This is a genomic window from Ammonifex thiophilus, assembly GCF_003368535.1.
GTDB classification, from domain to species: Bacteria; Bacillota; Desulfotomaculia; order Desulfotomaculales; family Ammonificaceae; genus Ammonifex; species Ammonifex thiophilus.
Window position 1 is genome coordinate 37,793 of sequence record NZ_QSLN01000012.1, and the last position, 15,718, is coordinate 53,510.

General features: G+C 59.6%; 14 protein-coding genes. 13 read left to right on the top strand and 1 reads right to left on the bottom strand.

Annotated features, from left to right (window positions below; all coding sequences use genetic code 11):
• Positions 1 to 9: 9 nt before the first annotated feature.
• The 11 genes from DXX99_RS08210 (at position 10) to DXX99_RS08260 (ending at position 12,242) form a co-directional block, all read left to right on the top strand.
• On the top strand, positions 10 to 663 hold the full coding sequence (locus DXX99_RS08210; RefSeq protein WP_115793014.1) for a hypothetical protein: 654 nt from the start codon (positions 10 to 12) through the stop codon (positions 661 to 663).
• Between the two features lie 80 nt (positions 664 to 743).
• Complete coding sequence (secA, locus tag DXX99_RS08215; RefSeq protein WP_115793015.1) at positions 744 to 3,410, top strand: preprotein translocase subunit SecA; 2,667 nt, start codon at positions 744 to 746, stop codon at positions 3,408 to 3,410.
• A 4-nt stretch (positions 3,411 to 3,414) separates the two neighbouring features.
• Positions 3,415 to 4,549 (top strand): peptide chain release factor 2 gene (prfB, locus tag DXX99_RS08220; RefSeq protein ID WP_115793016.1). Its coding sequence is split into 2 segments (ribosomal slippage): positions 3,415 to 3,483 and positions 3,485 to 4,549, totalling 1,134 coding nucleotides; the frame shifts between segments, so codons are not numbered across the junction.
• Between the two features lie 12 nt (positions 4,550 to 4,561).
• Positions 4,562 to 5,425, top strand: coding sequence for a YitT family protein (locus tag DXX99_RS08225; protein ID WP_115793017.1), 864 nt, complete (start codon positions 4,562 to 4,564; stop codon positions 5,423 to 5,425).
• Between the two features lie 17 nt (positions 5,426 to 5,442).
• Entirely contained in the window at positions 5,443 to 6,264 is an 822-nt protein-coding gene (locus tag DXX99_RS08230) for a transketolase (protein WP_115793018.1), read from the top strand.
• Positions 6,265 to 6,276: 12 nt separating this feature from the next.
• Positions 6,277 to 7,233 carry a transketolase family protein gene (locus DXX99_RS08235; RefSeq protein WP_115793019.1) on the top strand — a complete coding sequence of 319 codons (957 nt, stop codon included), beginning with the start codon at positions 6,277 to 6,279 and terminating at the stop codon, positions 7,231 to 7,233.
• 109 nt (positions 7,234 to 7,342) lie between these two features.
• Positions 7,343 to 8,032 (top strand): cell division ATP-binding protein FtsE, encoded by a 690-nt coding sequence (gene ftsE, locus DXX99_RS08240; RefSeq protein ID WP_115793030.1) that lies wholly within the window; start codon positions 7,343 to 7,345, stop codon positions 8,030 to 8,032.
• Complete coding sequence (gene ftsX, locus DXX99_RS08245) at positions 8,022 to 8,912, top strand: permease-like cell division protein FtsX (RefSeq protein ID WP_115793020.1); 891 nt, start codon at positions 8,022 to 8,024, stop codon at positions 8,910 to 8,912. Before ftsE ends, ftsX begins: the two co-directional genes overlap by 11 nt.
• A 12-nt stretch (positions 8,913 to 8,924) precedes the next feature.
• Positions 8,925 to 10,043, top strand: a complete 1,119-nt coding sequence (locus DXX99_RS08250; RefSeq protein ID WP_115793021.1) for a murein hydrolase activator EnvC family protein — start codon at positions 8,925 to 8,927, stop codon at positions 10,041 to 10,043.
• Positions 10,044 to 10,148: 105 nt separating this feature from the next.
• Positions 10,149 to 11,327: a S41 family peptidase gene (locus DXX99_RS08255; protein ID WP_115793022.1), complete on the top strand. Its 1,179-nt coding sequence runs from the start codon at positions 10,149 to 10,151 to the stop codon at positions 11,325 to 11,327.
• Positions 11,328 to 11,342: 15 nt separating this feature from the next.
• Positions 11,343 to 12,242 carry a quinate 5-dehydrogenase gene (locus tag DXX99_RS08260; RefSeq protein WP_115793023.1) on the top strand — a complete coding sequence of 300 codons (900 nt, stop codon included), beginning with the start codon at positions 11,343 to 11,345 and terminating at the stop codon, positions 12,240 to 12,242.
• On the opposite strand, the gene DXX99_RS08265 is transcribed toward DXX99_RS08260, so the two are convergent.
• Positions 12,239 to 12,859 (bottom strand): L,D-transpeptidase family protein, encoded by a 621-nt coding sequence (locus DXX99_RS08265; protein ID WP_115793024.1) that lies wholly within the window; start codon positions 12,857 to 12,859, stop codon positions 12,239 to 12,241. The genes DXX99_RS08260 and DXX99_RS08265 overlap by 4 nt on opposite strands.
• A gap of 163 nt (positions 12,860 to 13,022) precedes the next feature.
• Here DXX99_RS08265 and DXX99_RS08270 point away from each other — a divergent pair, with 163 nt between their 5' ends.
• Complete coding sequence (locus DXX99_RS08270; RefSeq protein WP_115793025.1) at positions 13,023 to 13,901, top strand: N-acetylmuramoyl-L-alanine amidase family protein; 879 nt, start codon at positions 13,023 to 13,025, stop codon at positions 13,899 to 13,901.
• 26 nt (positions 13,902 to 13,927) lie between these two features.
• Positions 13,928 to 15,598 (top strand): ATP-binding protein, encoded by a 1,671-nt coding sequence (locus tag DXX99_RS08275; RefSeq protein ID WP_115793026.1) that lies wholly within the window; start codon positions 13,928 to 13,930, stop codon positions 15,596 to 15,598.
• The last annotated feature ends 120 nt before the right edge of the window (positions 15,599 to 15,718 follow it).

Below are 15,718 nucleotides of genomic sequence, written 5' to 3' on the forward strand. Positions count from 1 at the left end.
AGGCTTAAGATGGCGGGAAAGTTGCCGGCTTCACAAAAATCTGCATGTGAAGAGTTCTTGCGCCAGATACCAGGGGTGATCTGCGTTCAGGTGCTCCTCACGCCGGCGGAGGAGGTAGAGGCCATCCACCTGCTGGTGGCTTCCTCGGCCGACCAGTCTGCGGTGCGGGAGGAGGTGCGTAATATGTTAGAGAAATTTTACGGGGTGACGGTAGAGCCGGAAAAGATTAATATCAACTCCCTGCCCGTTCCCGAAACCGGAGAAAGTTTACCCTCTTCACCCGAGCGCCGCTTTCTCCTGGCGGGCCTGCAGGTGAATTTAGAGGGCTACCGCATGGAGGTTCAGGTGAAAATCAAGGAGGGGGAAAAGGTGTTGCTGGGCCGGGCCTCCGGCCCAGCCCACGAGCATAGCCGCCGCCGCTTGGTGGCTCAGGCCGCCCTTTCCGCCCTCCAGCAGACTTTGCCTCCGGAATATTCCTTGCTCCTGGGGGACCTTACCACCGTTTCCTTGGGGGGAAGGCGGGTGGTGCTGGTGGGGGTGATCCTTTCCTCCGCTTGGGGGGAGGAGTTCTTGGTGGGCAGTGCCCTGGAAGAAGGCAAGGAACTCGAAGGCGTTGTCCGGGCCGTTCTGGATGCGGTCGACCGTCGGCTGGGAGCTTTATAAAGCCCTGGTTGAACATGGCCTCGGGAAAGTGCTAGAATGAAAATCGGTCTTAAGGGCCTAGAGGCCATGGAGGGAAAATTATGCTTAAGCTTTTGGCTCATCTTCTGGACGACAACGCGCGGGAGATCAAGCGCCTGCGGGGCATGGTGGCCCGCATCAATGAGCTGGAGCCGGAAGTGCAGAAGCTTTCGGACGAGGAGCTGGCGGCCAAGACGCAAGAGTTCAAGGAGCGTCTGGCGCGGGGGGCCACTTTAGACGAACTTTTGTACGAGGCCTTTGCGGTGGTTCGCGAGACGGCCCGGCGGGTGCTGGGGATGCGCCACTTCGATGTGCAGCTCATGGGGGGCATCGTGCTCCATCAGGGGCGCATCGCCGAGATGAAGACGGGCGAAGGTAAGACCTTGGTAGCCACTTTGCCGGCTTACCTCAATGCCCTCACGGGCCGCGGGGTGCATATCGTCACCGTTAACGACTACCTGGCGCGACGCGATGCCGAGTGGATGGGGCAGATCTACCGCTTCCTGGGGCTTTCGGTGGGGGTAATTGTCCAGGGCTTAGGCACGGCGGAACGTAAGAAAGCCTACCAGTCGGATATAGTCTACGGCACCAACAACGAGTTCGGCTTCGACTACCTAAGAGATAACCTGGCCGTCGACCCTTCGGAGCTGGTGCAGCGCGAGCTTTACTACGCCATTATCGACGAGGTGGACTCCATCCTCATCGACGAGGCGCGCACACCGCTTATTATTTCCGGTCCTTCTTCCAAGCCTACCGACCTTTACTACACCTTTGCTCGCATAGCACCGCGCCTGGTCCCGGGCGAGGACTACACGGTGGACGAGAAGACGCGCACGGTGGCGGTCACCGAATCGGGTGTGGCCAAAGTAGAGAAGTGGCTTAAGATCGATAACCTGTGCGATGAGCGCAACTTGGAACTTATGCACCACTTGCAGCAGGCCTTGAAGGCCCACGCCCTGATGAAGCGTGACCGGGACTATGTGGTGAAAGACGGGCAGGTCATCATTGTAGACGAATTCACCGGACGGCTGATGTACGGGCGGCGTTACAGCGACGGTTTGCACCAGGCCATCGAGGCCAAGGAGGGCCTGAAGATCGAGCGGGAGTCGCAGACGCTGGCCACCATCACCTTGCAGAACTACTTCCGGATGTACGAGAAGCTGGCCGGCATGACCGGCACAGCGGCCACGGAGGAAGAGGAGTTCCGCAAGATATACGGGATGGACGTGGTGGTGATCCCCACCCACAAGCCCATGATCCGGCAGGACCTGCCCGATGTGGTTTTCAAGACCGAAGAGGCCAAGTTCAGAGCAGTGGTGGAGGAGATCGCTCGCCGGCACGCCAAGGGCCAGCCGGTGTTGGTGGGCACCACTTCCATCGAAAAGTCGGAAATCTTGAGCCGTATGCTGCAAAAGAGGGGCATACCCCACAATGTACTCAACGCCAAGCACCACGAGCGGGAAGCCGAGATAGTGGCGCAGGCGGGCAGGCTGGGAGCAGTCACCATTGCCACCAACATGGCGGGGCGCGGTACCGACATCCTCCTGGGCGGCAACCCGGTCTTTCTGGCCAAGGAGGAGATGCGCCGGCGCGGCTACTCGCCGGAGCTCATAGCGGCGGCCACCGAATACGGCCCCCCGAAGACGCCGGAGGAGGCCGAGGCACGGCGGGTATTCAAGGAGATTCTGGAAGAGAAGACCCGCTTAACCGAAGAGGAGCGCAAGAAGGTGGTGGCCTTGGGGGGCCTGCACATCATCGGTACGGAGCGGCACGAAAGCCGTCGCATCGACAACCAGCTCCGCGGCCGCTGCGGTCGTCAGGGTGATCCAGGGTCTACCCAGTTCTTCCTTTCTCTGGAGGACGATCTCCTGCGCCTCTTTGGCGGCGAGACTATAGCCAACCTGGCCACCCGGCTGGGGATAGACGAGGATACGCCCATCGAACATCCGCTTCTCACCCGGGCCATCGAGTCGGCGCAGAAGCGGGTGGAGCAGCGCAACTTTTCTTTGCGCAAACACGTGCTGGAGTACGATGACGTGCTTAACCAGCAAAGAGAGGTCATCTACGCTCAGCGGCGCCGGGTGTTGGCAGGGGAGAATCTGCGCGAAGTGGTAAGGGGTATGATAGAAGAGGTGGTGGCCAGGGCGGTGGCTACCTACTGCCCCGAGGGGGTGCATCCGGAGGAGTGGGACCTGAATGGCTTGGCCGAGTACGCGGCGCAGGTTTTCCTGCCTTCCGGTGTGGATCCGAAGGAGCTCGAGGGGCTGCGGCGGGAGGCTCTGCGGGATCTTTTGACCTCGCGGGCGCTGGAGTTTTACGAGCGGCGGGAAGCGGAGCTCGGTCCGGAAACCATGCGGGAGCTGGAGCGCCTGCTCCTGTTGCGTCTGGTGGATGAGAAGTGGATGGATCACTTGGACGCCATGGATCGTCTGCGGGAGGGCATTGGCCTCAGGGCTTATGGGCAGCGGGACCCGCTGGTGGAATACAAGCTGGAGAGCTACCAGATGTTCCAGAACATGATAGCCGCCATCCAGGAGGACACGGTGCGTTACCTCTTCCGCCTGAAGGTGGCACCGGCGGTGGAGCGGCGGGTCATGGTGGAGAACCGCTCGGAGGAAGAGAAGCCTTCGCGCACGGTGCGACGGGAGAAAAAGGTGGGGCGTAACGACCCGTGCCCTTGCGGTAGCGGCAAGAAGTACAAAAAATGTTGCGGTCGAGAGGTGAGCTAGAAGAATGGTCACCGAGCTAGAGAGGGAACTCGAGGTGCTGGCGGAGAGGCTCAAGTACCTCGAGGACTCTCTTTGACCTTGCCCAGAAAGAGAAGCGCCTGGCTTTTTTGGAAAAAGAGATGGAAGCGCCTGATTTCTGGCGCGATCTTGCCCGGGCCCAGGCGGTGATGCAGGAAGTAGCTTCTCTGCGTCAGTGCCTCGGCCGCTTCTACCGCCTGCGGGAGGGGTACGAGGAGCTCTCTGTGCTCCTGGAGCTGGCGGCGGAAGAAGGGGACGCTCAAGTTTTGGCGGAGTTAGCCCAGGACGTAAAAAAGCTGGCCGGTGAAATTGAAGACCTGGAAGTGGAGCTGCTCCTTTCCGGGCCTTACGACGCTTCCAACGCCATTGTTTCCTTGCACGCCGGGGCTGGGGGAACCGATGCTCAGGACTGGGTGGCCATGCTCCTGCGCATGTACGCCCGCTGGGCCGAGGCGCACGGCTATCGCATCCGGACCCTGGATCTCCTGACCGGCGAGGAGGCAGGGATAAAAAGCGTCACTTTCGAGGTCATAGGTACCAGGGCCTACGGCTACCTCAAGGCGGAAAGAGGGGTACATCGGCTGATCCGCATCTCCCCCTTTGACGCCAGCGGCCGGCGGCACACCTCTTTCGCCTCGGTGGACGTCCTGCCCGCGGTCAAGGACGACGCGGAAGTGAAGATAGCGCCGGAGGAGCTGCGGATCGATACTTTCCGGGCCAGCGGCGCCGGCGGCCAGCACGTGAACAAGACGGAAACGGCGGTGAGGATCACCCACCTGCCCACGGGGATAACGGTCACCTGCCAGAGCGAGCGTTCGCAGTCGGCCAACAAGGCGGCGGCCATGGAGATTTTGCGCGCCCGCCTTCTAGATCTGAAGATGAAGGAGCGGGAAAAGGAGCTGGCGGCCCTGCGGGGAGAAGTTAAGGAGATCGCGTGGGGTAACCAGATCCGCACCTACGTGCTTCACCCTTACACCTTGGTCAAGGACCACCGTACCGGTGTGGAGCGGCGTGATATCCAGGCGGTGCTCGACGGAGATATCGACGATTTCATCCGGGCCTACTTGAAGATGGAGGCTCGGAAGCGGGCTGAGGCGGCCAAAGCAGCAGGAATGAGATAGCGGGGTTGGGCGGTGCGGGATAACTGGAAGGATATCGGCCGGGACATTGTGCTTATCCTTGCGGGTACGGTGGTCATGGCGCTGGGTCTCGATCTTTTCCTGGTTCCCAACAGGATCGCCGCCGGAGGGGTAAGCGGCTTAGCTACGGTTCTGCACTATACTTTACATCTACCGGTGGGGGCGGTAATGCTGGCTTTAAACGTCCCCATTTTTATTTGGGGGTTTTGGCGCCTCGGCTGGGGAGTGGGCTTCCGCTCCGTTCTAGGGACCGTGGTTCTCTCTTTGGCAGTGGACTCGCTGGCGCCGGTCGTCTCCGCCCTCACCCACGATACCCTTCTGGCCAGCCTTTATGGTGGAGTAGTGGTGGGGCTTGGCCTGGCCCTTGTTTACCGGGGCAGGGGCTCTACCGGCGGCACGGCTCTAATGGCCGTTATTCTCCGTAGCTACACCGGGGTCAACGTGGGACAACTTCTTTTCCTGGTGGACGGAGCGGTGGTGGCTACGGCGGGGATAGCCTTCCGCTCGGCTGAACTAGCCATGTACGCCCTTTTATCACTCTTTGTCTCTTCCTGGGTCATCGATCTCATTCAGGAGGGTATAAGCGACGCCAAAGCCTTCCTCATAATTTCGGACAAACATGCTGCCATCGCCCAAGCCGTGCTCCAGGATCTCGATCGGGGGGTGACCCTATGGGAGGGACGGGGAGGCTATACGGGTAAAGCGCGCACCCTGCTTCTGGCGGTGGTTTCCCGTTCGGAGGTGCCGCGCCTCAAAGAGACGGTTTACCGGATAGATCCTAGGGCCTTTATCATCCTGGCCGACGTGCACGAGGTGATAGGGGAAGGGTTTAAGGAGCTCGACAAGAAAATCTATTGAAAGGGGAAGGGAAGGCGATGAATCGGGAGGAATTGATTGAGCAACTGAAGGCGAAGGCCAAAGAGATAAGGCGGCACATCATAAGGATGACGGCGGCAGCAGGATCGGGTCACCCGGGGGGCTCCCTTTCGGCCACCGACATAGTGACCGCTCTTTACTTCGCCGTTTTGCGGCTCAACCCTAGCAACCCCAGCGATCCCGATCGCGACCGCTTTATCCTTTCCAAGGGGCACGCCGCCCCCTTACTTTACGCGGCTTTGGCCGAGCGCGGTTTCTTCCCGCTGGCGGAGCTTTTAACCTTGCGCAAGCTGGGGAGCCGGCTTCAGGGGCATCCCGACATGCGCAAGTTGCCAGGAGTGGAGATGTCCACCGGTTCTCTAGGCCAGGGCCTGTCGGTGGGAGTGGGCATGGCTCTGGCCGCTCGTCTTGACAACAGGAGCTACCGGGTCTACGTCCTCTTGGGGGACGGAGAGTGCCAGGAGGGGCAGGTCTGGGAAGCGGCCATGGCGGCGGCCCACTACCGGCTGGACAACCTCATCGCTTTCTTGGACTACAACGGGCTACAGATAGACGGGCCGGTGGCGGAGGTAATGAACCTCGAGCCCTTGGCGGAGAAGTGGCGGGCCTTTGGTTGGCACGTGCAGGAGATAAATGGGCACGACTTCGGTGAGATTCTGGACGCGGTGGCCAGAGCTCAGGAGGTCAAAGGCAAGCCGAGCATGATCATCGCCCGGACGGTCAAAGGCAAGGGAGTTTCCTTCATGGAAAATCAGGTAGATTGGCACGGGGTAGCTCCCAAACCGGAGCAGGCGGAAGTAGCCTTGGCCGAGCTGGAATAAGGAGGAGGAAGCGTGGCGGAAAAGATCGCGACGCGGGATGCTTATGGCAAAGCACTGGTGGAACTGGGCGAGGAGCGGCCGGAGATAGTGGTTCTGGATGCCGATCTGGCCAAGTCGACCAAAACCATCCTCTTTAAAAAGCGTTTCCCTGAGCGCTTCTTCGACTTCGGGGTGGCGGAGCAGAACATGTTCGGCGTGGCTGCGGGCCTGGCGGCGGCCGGCAAGATACCTTTTTGTTCCACCTTTGCCGTTTTTGCGGCAGGGCGGGCTTTTGATCAGATAAGGCAGAGTATCGCCTACCCTCGGCTCAACGTCAAAATCGGTGCCAGCCACGCCGGGATAACGGTAGGAGAAGACGGGGCTTCCCACCAGGCCATAGAGGATTTGGCCTTAATGCGGGCCTTGCCGGGGATGACCGTCTTCGTTCCCGCTGACGCGGTGGAGACCTTTGGTGCTGTCCGAGCGGCTTTGGAGATCGACGGGCCTGTTTACATCCGCCTGGGAAGGGCTCCCGTGCCCGTAATTCACGCCCCGGACTTTGTCTTCCGGCCCGGAGAGGCCGTGTGCCTGCGCGAAGGAAAAGATGCCACCATAATAGCCACGGGCATTATGGTAGCCCAGGCCTTGGAGGCGGCGCAGGCTTTGGCCGCTGAGGGAATAGAGGTGCGGGTGCTCGACATGCACACGCTCAAGCCCCTCGACGTTGCCGCGGTGGTCCGGGCGGCCCTGGAAACGAAGGCGGTGGTCACGGCGGAGGAGCACAGCATTATCGGGGGCCTGGGCAGTGCGGTAGCAGAGATCCTGGGCGAAGAGTGCCCCGTCCCCTTAAAGCGGGTGGGCATAAGGGATGTTTTCGGCGAGTCGGGTAAGCCGGAGGAGTTACTAGAAAAATATGGTCTAACCCCCACCCATCTGGCAGAAGCGGTTAAGGAGGTCCTTGAGCGCAAGAAGAGCTTCTCCCCCTTCTAGCCCCTTTAACTTTCGATGAAATGTATATTTGTTTACGACCGTAAAGAAAGGAGTCGCCTTCCCGATGTCGAATAAAGAGAAAAACCCCCGCGCCCGGGAGGTGGTTCCTTTGATAAAATTTTGCAATGTTACCAAGATTTATCCTAACGGGGTACGGGCTCTGGTCGACGTGAGTTTCAGCATAGAGCGGGGGGAATTCGTCTTCGTTGTGGGTCCGAGCGGTGCGGGCAAAACCACCCTCACCAAGCTCATTTGCCGGGAGGAGTTGCCCACGCGCGGGCAGGTGCTGGTGAACGGAAGGAACGTGGCGCGCTTGCGCCCGAGTGAGGTAGCCAACCTGCGCCGGCGTATCGGCATGGTCTTTCAGGATTTTCGCCTCTTGCCCCGTAAGACAGTCTTTGAAAATGTGGCCCTGGCGCTAGAGATAGCCGGAGCTTCGTGGCGGGAAATCCGCAAACGGGTGCCGGAGGTTTTGGCCAGAGTGGGATTGGCCGACAAAGCCCGCTGCTTTCCCCACCAACTCTCCGGCGGTGAACAGCAGCGGGTGGCCATAGCGCGAGCCTTGGTTAACCGCCCCTTCCTTCTCATGGCTGACGAGCCTACGGGGAACCTAGATCCCCAGACCTCCTGGGACTTACTTCAGCTTCTTCTTAAAATTAATGAGGAAGGAACTACTGTGCTCATGGTGACCCACGCCTGGGACCTGGTAAACGCCGTGGGCAAGCGAGTGATAAGCCTACAGGAGGGACGCCTGACCGAGGAACTTCCGGCCTGGGGGAATTACCGTTATGGCACTTAGGTTCTTCTGGCGCTGGGTTAAAGAGGCGATCGTCAACCTGGTGCGCAACCTTTGGCTGGCCACCTCTGCCGTGGGCATGATAGCGGTGGCGGTTTTCCTTCTGGGTTTCATCGTTCTTCTGGCCCTCAATGCTGCTCACTTCGCACGCACGGTGGAAAAAGGTTTGGAAATTGCCGTCTTTCTTAAAGACGGGCTCAAGTCAGCCGAGCGCGAGGAACTGGCCCGGAAGTTGGCTCAGATAGAAGGCGTGGCTAAAGTGGAATTCGTCTCGCGCCAGGAGGCTCTGGAGAAGCTGCGCCGGGAGCTGGGGGAGAACAGCGACCTTTTGCGGGGTCTGGACAAGAACAACCCTCTGCCCGACTCCTTTCGCCTGTTCCCCAAGCAGCCTCAGCTCGTGCCCCTCATAGCCAAAGAGGCAGCCGCCCTGCCGGGAGTAGAAAAAGTTCGTTACGGCGAAGGGGTGGTGGAGAAGCTGTTGCGCGTCACCAACTGGATACGCTGGGCGGCGGCGGGTTTGGTGCTGCTCTTTGCGGTAGCGGCCGTTTTTCTCACTGTGACCACCATCCGTCTCTCCATCCTCAGCCGGGGCGAGGAGATAAGTATCATGAAGCTCTTGGGGGCCACCAACTGGTTTGTGCGTGGCCCCTTCGTGTGCGAAGGGTTGCTCATAGGCTTTTTGGGCGCCGGCCTAGCCACCGGTTTCCTGGCTTGGGGCTACTGGTCCCTGCTCTGGCACCTGGAGGAGACAACCTTGTTCTTTTTCCGCCCGGTAAGCGAAGCCAGAACCTTGATCACCTTGTATCTTTCCCTGCTTTTTAGCGGGGTTTTGTTGGGAGGGATTTCCTCGTTTATCTCTGTACGCCGCTTCTTGGCGGTTTGAAGGGGGGAGAGCGTGCGCCGTCTCGTCGCCTTCGCACTTCTGGTGACTTTGAGTTTAACTACCTTTTTCTGGTCCACCGCCTGGGGAGAGAGCTTGACCGATCACCTGCAGCAGACCCGCAACAAGATTCAGGAGAAGCGCCGGGAAGCCAATGCTACCAAGATGACCATAGAAAGCCTCAGCGCCCAGCTTTCCTCCCTCAACGCTTCCATCGAGGCCAAAGAGAGAGAGCGGCAGGCGCTAGAGAAAGAACTCCAGCAGGTGGAAGAGGAGCTCAAAAGGGCGGAGGAGCAGGTCAGGCTTGCCGAGGCGCGCTTGCGGGAAGCAGAAGAGGTTTTTAACATGCGGCTGCGCAGCCTCTACGAAGAGGGACAGGTAAGCTACCTGGAAGTGCTCTTGGGGGCCAACAGCTTCAGCGATTTCATCACCCGGCTGGAGCTGCTGCGCCATGTTCTGGCCTTTGATGCCGCGCTGGTTAAAGAAATTAAGGCCCAGCGTGCGGAGCTTGAGGCCTATAAAGCCAGGGTGCAGGCTCAGCACCAGCGCCTGCTGACCTTGCGTAATCAGCAAGAAGCGGTTATAAGGACGCTGGCTGCCCGGCAAGAGGAAAAAAAGGCTCTGCTGGCTCAGGCCCAGAGCGAGCTCAGCAGGCTCCAGGCGGAGCTTGACGCTCTGGAGGCGCAGGAAAGGGAGATTCTCCGTCAGATCGCCCTGACAAGAGCTCATCGGACGAGCCGGGCCGAAGGGGCCCTGCTCTGGCCGGTTCCCGGCTACTATTCCATATCTTCCGGCTTCGGCTACCGCCGTCATCCCATACTGGGCGATATCCGCTTCCACTCCGGCATCGACATTCCCGCTCCTACCGGGGCGCCGGTGGTGGCCGCTCAGGACGGAACGGTCATCTATGTGGGCACTCTCCGGGGCTATGGGCTGGTGGTGATGATCGATCACGGCGGAGGACTTGCTACCCTCTACGCTCACCTCTCGGCCGCGGCGGTAAGCGAAGGGCAGGAAGTGAAGAAGGGCCAGCGCATAGGCTCGGTGGGGGCTACCGGTTTGGCTACCGGCCCGCACCTCCATTTTGAGGTGAGAGTGAACGGCGTTCCGCAGGATCCCACCGGCTACGTATAATTTTAGAAAGTAGCACTCGCTCCACAAGCTCTTAAAAGCAGAGGGAGCGAGTATTTTATTTTGAAAATGCAGAGATGGTAACGGGGTAGGAGGTTTTTGGCGAAAGTGTATAACTCGAACAAACGCTGGTTTTTGAGCGTTATCCTGGCGTTGATCTTCTTCCTCCTGGGTCTGGGAGTAGGGCTTTACCTGGGTTTGGGAGCCCGCAGGAGCGGGGAACTGGCCAACCTTCTGGAAGTCATGCGTCTTATCCGCCAAAACTATGTGGAAGAGGTCAGCTGGTCGCGGCTCATAGAGGGGGCGATAAAGGGGGCGGTGGGGTCTTTGCACGACCCTTACTCGGCCTACCTCGATCCTTCTACCTTCGCCCAGCTGCGCGAGCAGATAAGGGGAAGTTTCGGTGGGGTGGGCCTGGTGGTGGGGCTCAAGGATCAGCAGCTCACCGTCCTGCGCACTTTCCCCAATACCCCGGCAGGCAGGGCGGGGATAGAGCCGGGGGATGTTATTACTTCTATAAATGGGCGGCAGACCAAGGGGATAGACTTGGAAACGGCGGTGGGCTTGATAAGAGGGCCGGTGGGAACCGAGGTTACCTTAACCCTCTACCGCCCGCAAAAGGGCTCCTTTGAACTCACTCTCCGGCGGGAGGAAATCGCTGTGCCCACTGTGGAGGCGAAAATGTTAGCCGACAAAGTGGGCTATGTGGCCATAAGCCAGTTCACGGAGCGCACGCCGGAGGAGCTGGCCCAGGCGCTGAAAGAGCTTCAGGAAAAGGGTGCAGCGGGACTCATCCTGGATCTGCGCAACAACCCTGGCGGGGAACTCGAGGCGGCGGTGAAGGTGGCGGAGTTCTTCGTGCCGGCGGGTCCGGTGGTTTATATCGACTACCGCAATCGGGAAACCAGTGTCTACCGGGCCAGCGGGCGCCGCATAGACCTCCCCTTGGTGGTGCTGGTTAACGGTAACAGCGCCAGTGCGGCGGAGATCGTGGCGGCGGCCATAAAAGAAACCCGTTCCGGAGTCTTGGTGGGTACGCGAACCTTCGGTAAGGGGGTGGTGCAGACCGTTTATCCCCTGCGCAACGGTGCCGGGCTCAAGCTTACCACGGCCCGCTATCTAACGCCGCTTAAACACGATATCAATAAAATCGGGGTGGAACCTGATGTTAAAGTGGAGCAGCCGTCGGACGCTTCCACCGACCTGCAGCTCTCCAAGGCGCAGGAAATACTCCTCCAAAAAATCTCTCAGACTGCCGGGCGAAAGCTCGGACTAAAGGCCAGCTAAAAGAAGGTAAGGAGCATGAAAAAGGTAGTGAGTGTGAGCCTAGGCTCATCCCGTCGGGATCATACCGTAGAAGTGGAACTCCTGGGTGAGCGCTTCCTCATAAGCCGAAAGGGGACGGACGGCAGCCTGGAGCGGGCCATAAGCCTGCTGAAGGAGCTCGACGGTAAAGTAGACGCTATCGGTTTAGGAGGCATCGATGTTTACCTGGTGGCGGGAGGGAAAAGGTATCCGGTAAGGGACGGGCTCAAGCTTTTAAGGGCGGTTAAACATACCCCCGTATGCGACGGCTCCGGGCTCAAGCACACGCTGGAGCGGGAGGTGGTAAAACACCTCTTCCGGGAGGGGATAATGTACCCCGGACAGAAAGTTCTCCTGGTAAGCGCAGTGGATCGCTTCGGCATGGCTGAGGCTCTGGTAGAGAAAGGCGCGCGGGTCTGTTTCGGCGACCTCATCTTCGCGCTGGGCATCCCCATCCCTCTTTACAGCCTGCGCACGGTGGCTTTTCTGGCTCACTTCGTCCTACCCGTGGTAGGCATGCTCCCCTTCAAGTGGATCTACCCCACAGGCAAGAAGCAGGAGGCTCCTAAGCCGAAGTATGAGCGCTTCTTCGCTTGGGGGGAGGTTATAGCCGGCGACTTTCACTATATAAGACGCTACCTCCCGCCTCGCCTGGAGGGCAAAATCATCCTCACCAATACCACCACCAAGGAGGATGAGGCCCTCTTAAGAGAGCGGGGCGTCCGGATGCTCGTGACCACCACTCCCGTGATAGAGGGGCGTTCCTTCGGCACCAATGTTCTGGAAGCGATGTTCCTGGCCATCCTGGGCAAGCGCTGGGAGGAGGCCCGCCCCGAAGAGTATCTGGAACTCATCCGTCGGCTGAACCTGACCCCCACCGTGAGAGTGCTGAACTAAAGCCCCAAAAGTTCGTAAGTTTTTTCGTCCACTTCGCCTAGCGAGGGAAGGCGGTAGTGCTGCTGAAAGCGGCGCACCGCCTCCTTTGTCCGGGCATCGAAGCGGCCACTAATGGGGCCAGCGTAAAAGCCTTGGCGCTGGAGCACCCGCTGCACCTCCATGACATCGCTGCCGCAATCCCCTTCCCGCAAGACGCGGGGTCCCCGCAAAATCTCGCCCACCACTATAACCGGTGTTCCCGGCTGCACGCGGGGGTAAAGCTCTTCTATGTCTCGGTTGAACATCCGGATGCATCCCTGGCTTTCGTGCCGCCCTATGCTCCAGGGCTTGTTGGTGCCGTGCAGGCCGTAAATTCCCCAAGGGACATCGAGCCCTATCCAGCGGGTGCCGAAGCCGGAACCCCAGTTCATCGCCTTGCGGATGACGCGCCAGCTGCCTACCGGCGTGGGGGTCCCTGCTTTGCCGACGGCTACCGGGTAGATTTTTACCAGGCGGTCTTCGCTGAAGACCAGAAGACGGCACTGCCAGGTGTCCACTACCAGGAAGAGGGAAGGATTGGCCTCAGAATTCCCCGTCGGCAGGTAAAGAAGCATTAGGGCCAGTAAAAAACCTTTCAACTCCGATTCCCTCCGTTGGACTTCTTCCTGCCCTTTTATTCTCCGGAAGACGTTCGCCTCTTACCAGGAAAGTTTTGTCTTCGCGGGGAAGGGTTTTGTCGAGCGGTGCCGAATAACAGATACAAAACTTTACCGCGTTAGAGAAAGGAGGTGGAGTACCGGCATGGGACCATGGTTCGGAAGGCGGCTCCTCTCTGGCGTCCCTCTGTTCCTTCTCTTCTTACTCGCTCTTCCTCTGGTGGCCCGTGCTGCCACCCGGGTAGAGGTCAGCGGTTCGGTGGTCAATTTGCGGGCGGGCCCGGGCACGGATTATCCGGTGATCGGGCAGGTTAGCCGGGGCACGTTGCTGGCGGTGATAGGGGAGGCGCGGGGCTGGTACAACGTGGTTTTGCCCGACGGTCGGCGGGCTTTCATCGCCGGCTGGCTGGCGCGTCCCCTGGGAGAAGCTGCTCCCAGCCGCGGAGGAGAAGAGCGCCTCATCCCCTCGGCACTGGCGGGGAAGAAGATAGCCCTTGACCCGGGCCACGGGGGCTCCGATCCCGGCGCCGTTGGCCCCACCGGATTCCAGGAAAAGGAGTTCACTTTAGGGGTGGCCCGGCTGCTGGCGGTGAGGCTCAGGGAGCGCGGGGCGCAGGTGCTTCTCACCCGGGACAGAGATACGGACGTGGGGCTTCGTGCCCGGGTCAGGATGGCCAACGACTGGGGGGCCGATGTCTTCCTCTCCGTCCATGCCAACGCTTCTACCGATTCTTCGGTCGCTGGACTCAGCACCTGGTACTGCCCGGTTGGGGGCAATCCTGAGGAAAGCTGCCGCTTGGCTCAGTGTCTACAAAAAGCTCTGGTTGGAGAGCTCCAGCTGCCGGATCTGGGGGTGCGCACGGCCAACTTCTTCGTGACCAAGTACACCCAGATGCCGGCAGCTCTAGTGGAGATAGGTTTTATTTCTAACCCCTACGAGGAGTCACTCCTTAAGACTCCCGAGTTTCAGGCGAAGGCGGCCAAGGCTTTGGCGGACGGTTTGGAGCGGTACTTCTCCTCCTAGTCTCAAGCAGGGAGGTTTAAGCACCTTTGACGGTTAAAATACTTCTTCCTTCGGAGAAGGAGCTGGAGGAAAGACTGATCGGTATTTTGGTGCAAGAGTTCGGGGCACGCGTTGGGGAAGACTGGGAAGAAGCTGATCTGGTGATTCTTAGTAGGGAAAGGGCGGAGGATGGGAACTGGCGGCTCTGCCGGGAGATCAAGCAGAAAACACCAGCGCTGGTGGCAGTGGTGGAGAAGAACGCCGTTTCTCCTCCACCGCCTGTAGAAGAGGTGGATGACTTCCTTCCGCCCCAGCCGGAAGAGATAAAGGTACGGGTAGCCAATCTTTTGCGGGTGGCGGCCGTCCGGAGGCAGATCCCTAAAGGGATCCCGGACGACGCTGCCCCTTTCTTTTCTTCTTCCGGGTTGGTTACTCCCTTGCGAGTGGATCTCCCCAGAGGTTTAGGCAAAGAGGCTTTGGACAGGCTCCTGAGTCTGCTTAAGGAGTCTCTGGGCACGGCGGTCATCCTTCTTTTGCCCCGCCATTTCCCGGAGTTTCACCCAGAAAACGAGTGGGAATACGTAGACAGCCCCTACTGCCGGACCCTGCTGACGATCACCGGGGACCGGGGTTTTTCCCTCTGCCGCTACGCCCACTGGCTTAGCGGAATAAGGGCGGTAGGGGAGAGGCGCTCTATTTATCTCCCTTGCCCCGGCGGGCTCCTGTTGGGAGCGGCGCCCGTTTTCCTGGAGTTCTTCGGGGCCAGGTACCCCGTAGGGGTGTTGGTGGCGGGGTTGGGCGAAGCTCCCCTGGGTGCCACCTTGAAAGAGGTGAGCCAGCGCTTTAAATTCAGCTATCTGCAACTTCGTCAGGCGGCGGGGCTGGCGCGCCACAAGGCTTCTCGTCCGGACGAGTTGGCTGGCAGGAATATACTGGAGGCGGTGAGGGATTACCTCCAGCAGGAAATCTCGCGAGCTTACCTCCGGGCTTACAGCCTGGTAGGAAGACGGGTAGAGGATGCCGCTTCTGCTTTGGACACCGGCGATTCCGCCATGGGGAAGCTGGCCACGACCCTTTTTCACGAGATCCGCAATCCCTTGACTTCCATCAAGGGGGTGCTCCAGCTCCTTTACGAAAAACGGGACGATCAAGATCCGGAAAGGCGCTACCTGGAAGTGGTGCTGGGGGAGCTCGACCGTACGGTGAGGATAATCCGTAACTTTCTCTATTTTGCTCGTCCCCGAGATTACCATCCAGTGCCGACCGATCTCAATGTTTTGCTGAAGGATATTGTTCTTATGGTGGAGCTCCAGGCTAAAGCCGCCCATGTCGAGGTGAGCTACGACTCCCACCCCGGCACTCCCGTGATCTTGGCCGATCCGGATCTTATCAAGCAGGCGGTTCTGAACCTGGCCCAGAACGCGCTGCAGGCCATGCCTCAGGGCGGTAAGCTGTTTTTCCGGCTTTACCCCGAAGGAGATGAGTGGGTGGTAATCGAGGTGGAAGACACGGGGGTGGGCATCCCGCCGGAGCACTTTCCCCGCCTTGGGGAGGCCTTTTTCACCACCCGGCGAGGGGGCACAGGGCTAGGTTTGGCCGTAAGCTACCAGATAGCGAAAATGCACGGCGGGCGTATAGAGGTGGAAAGCGAAGAAGGGAAAGGAAGCAAGTTCAGGATAAAGGTTCCCCGAAAGGTGCCCAAAGAAGAAGACTGTTAGTGTAAAGTTACCGTAGGAGTTCTTGCAGGAGCCGAGGGAGGAGAAAAAGAAGAAGAGACCTCACCGTCCTTTTGCCAGGGACGAGTAGTTGACAATCCAACCACTCAGGAGGGTGAGGTC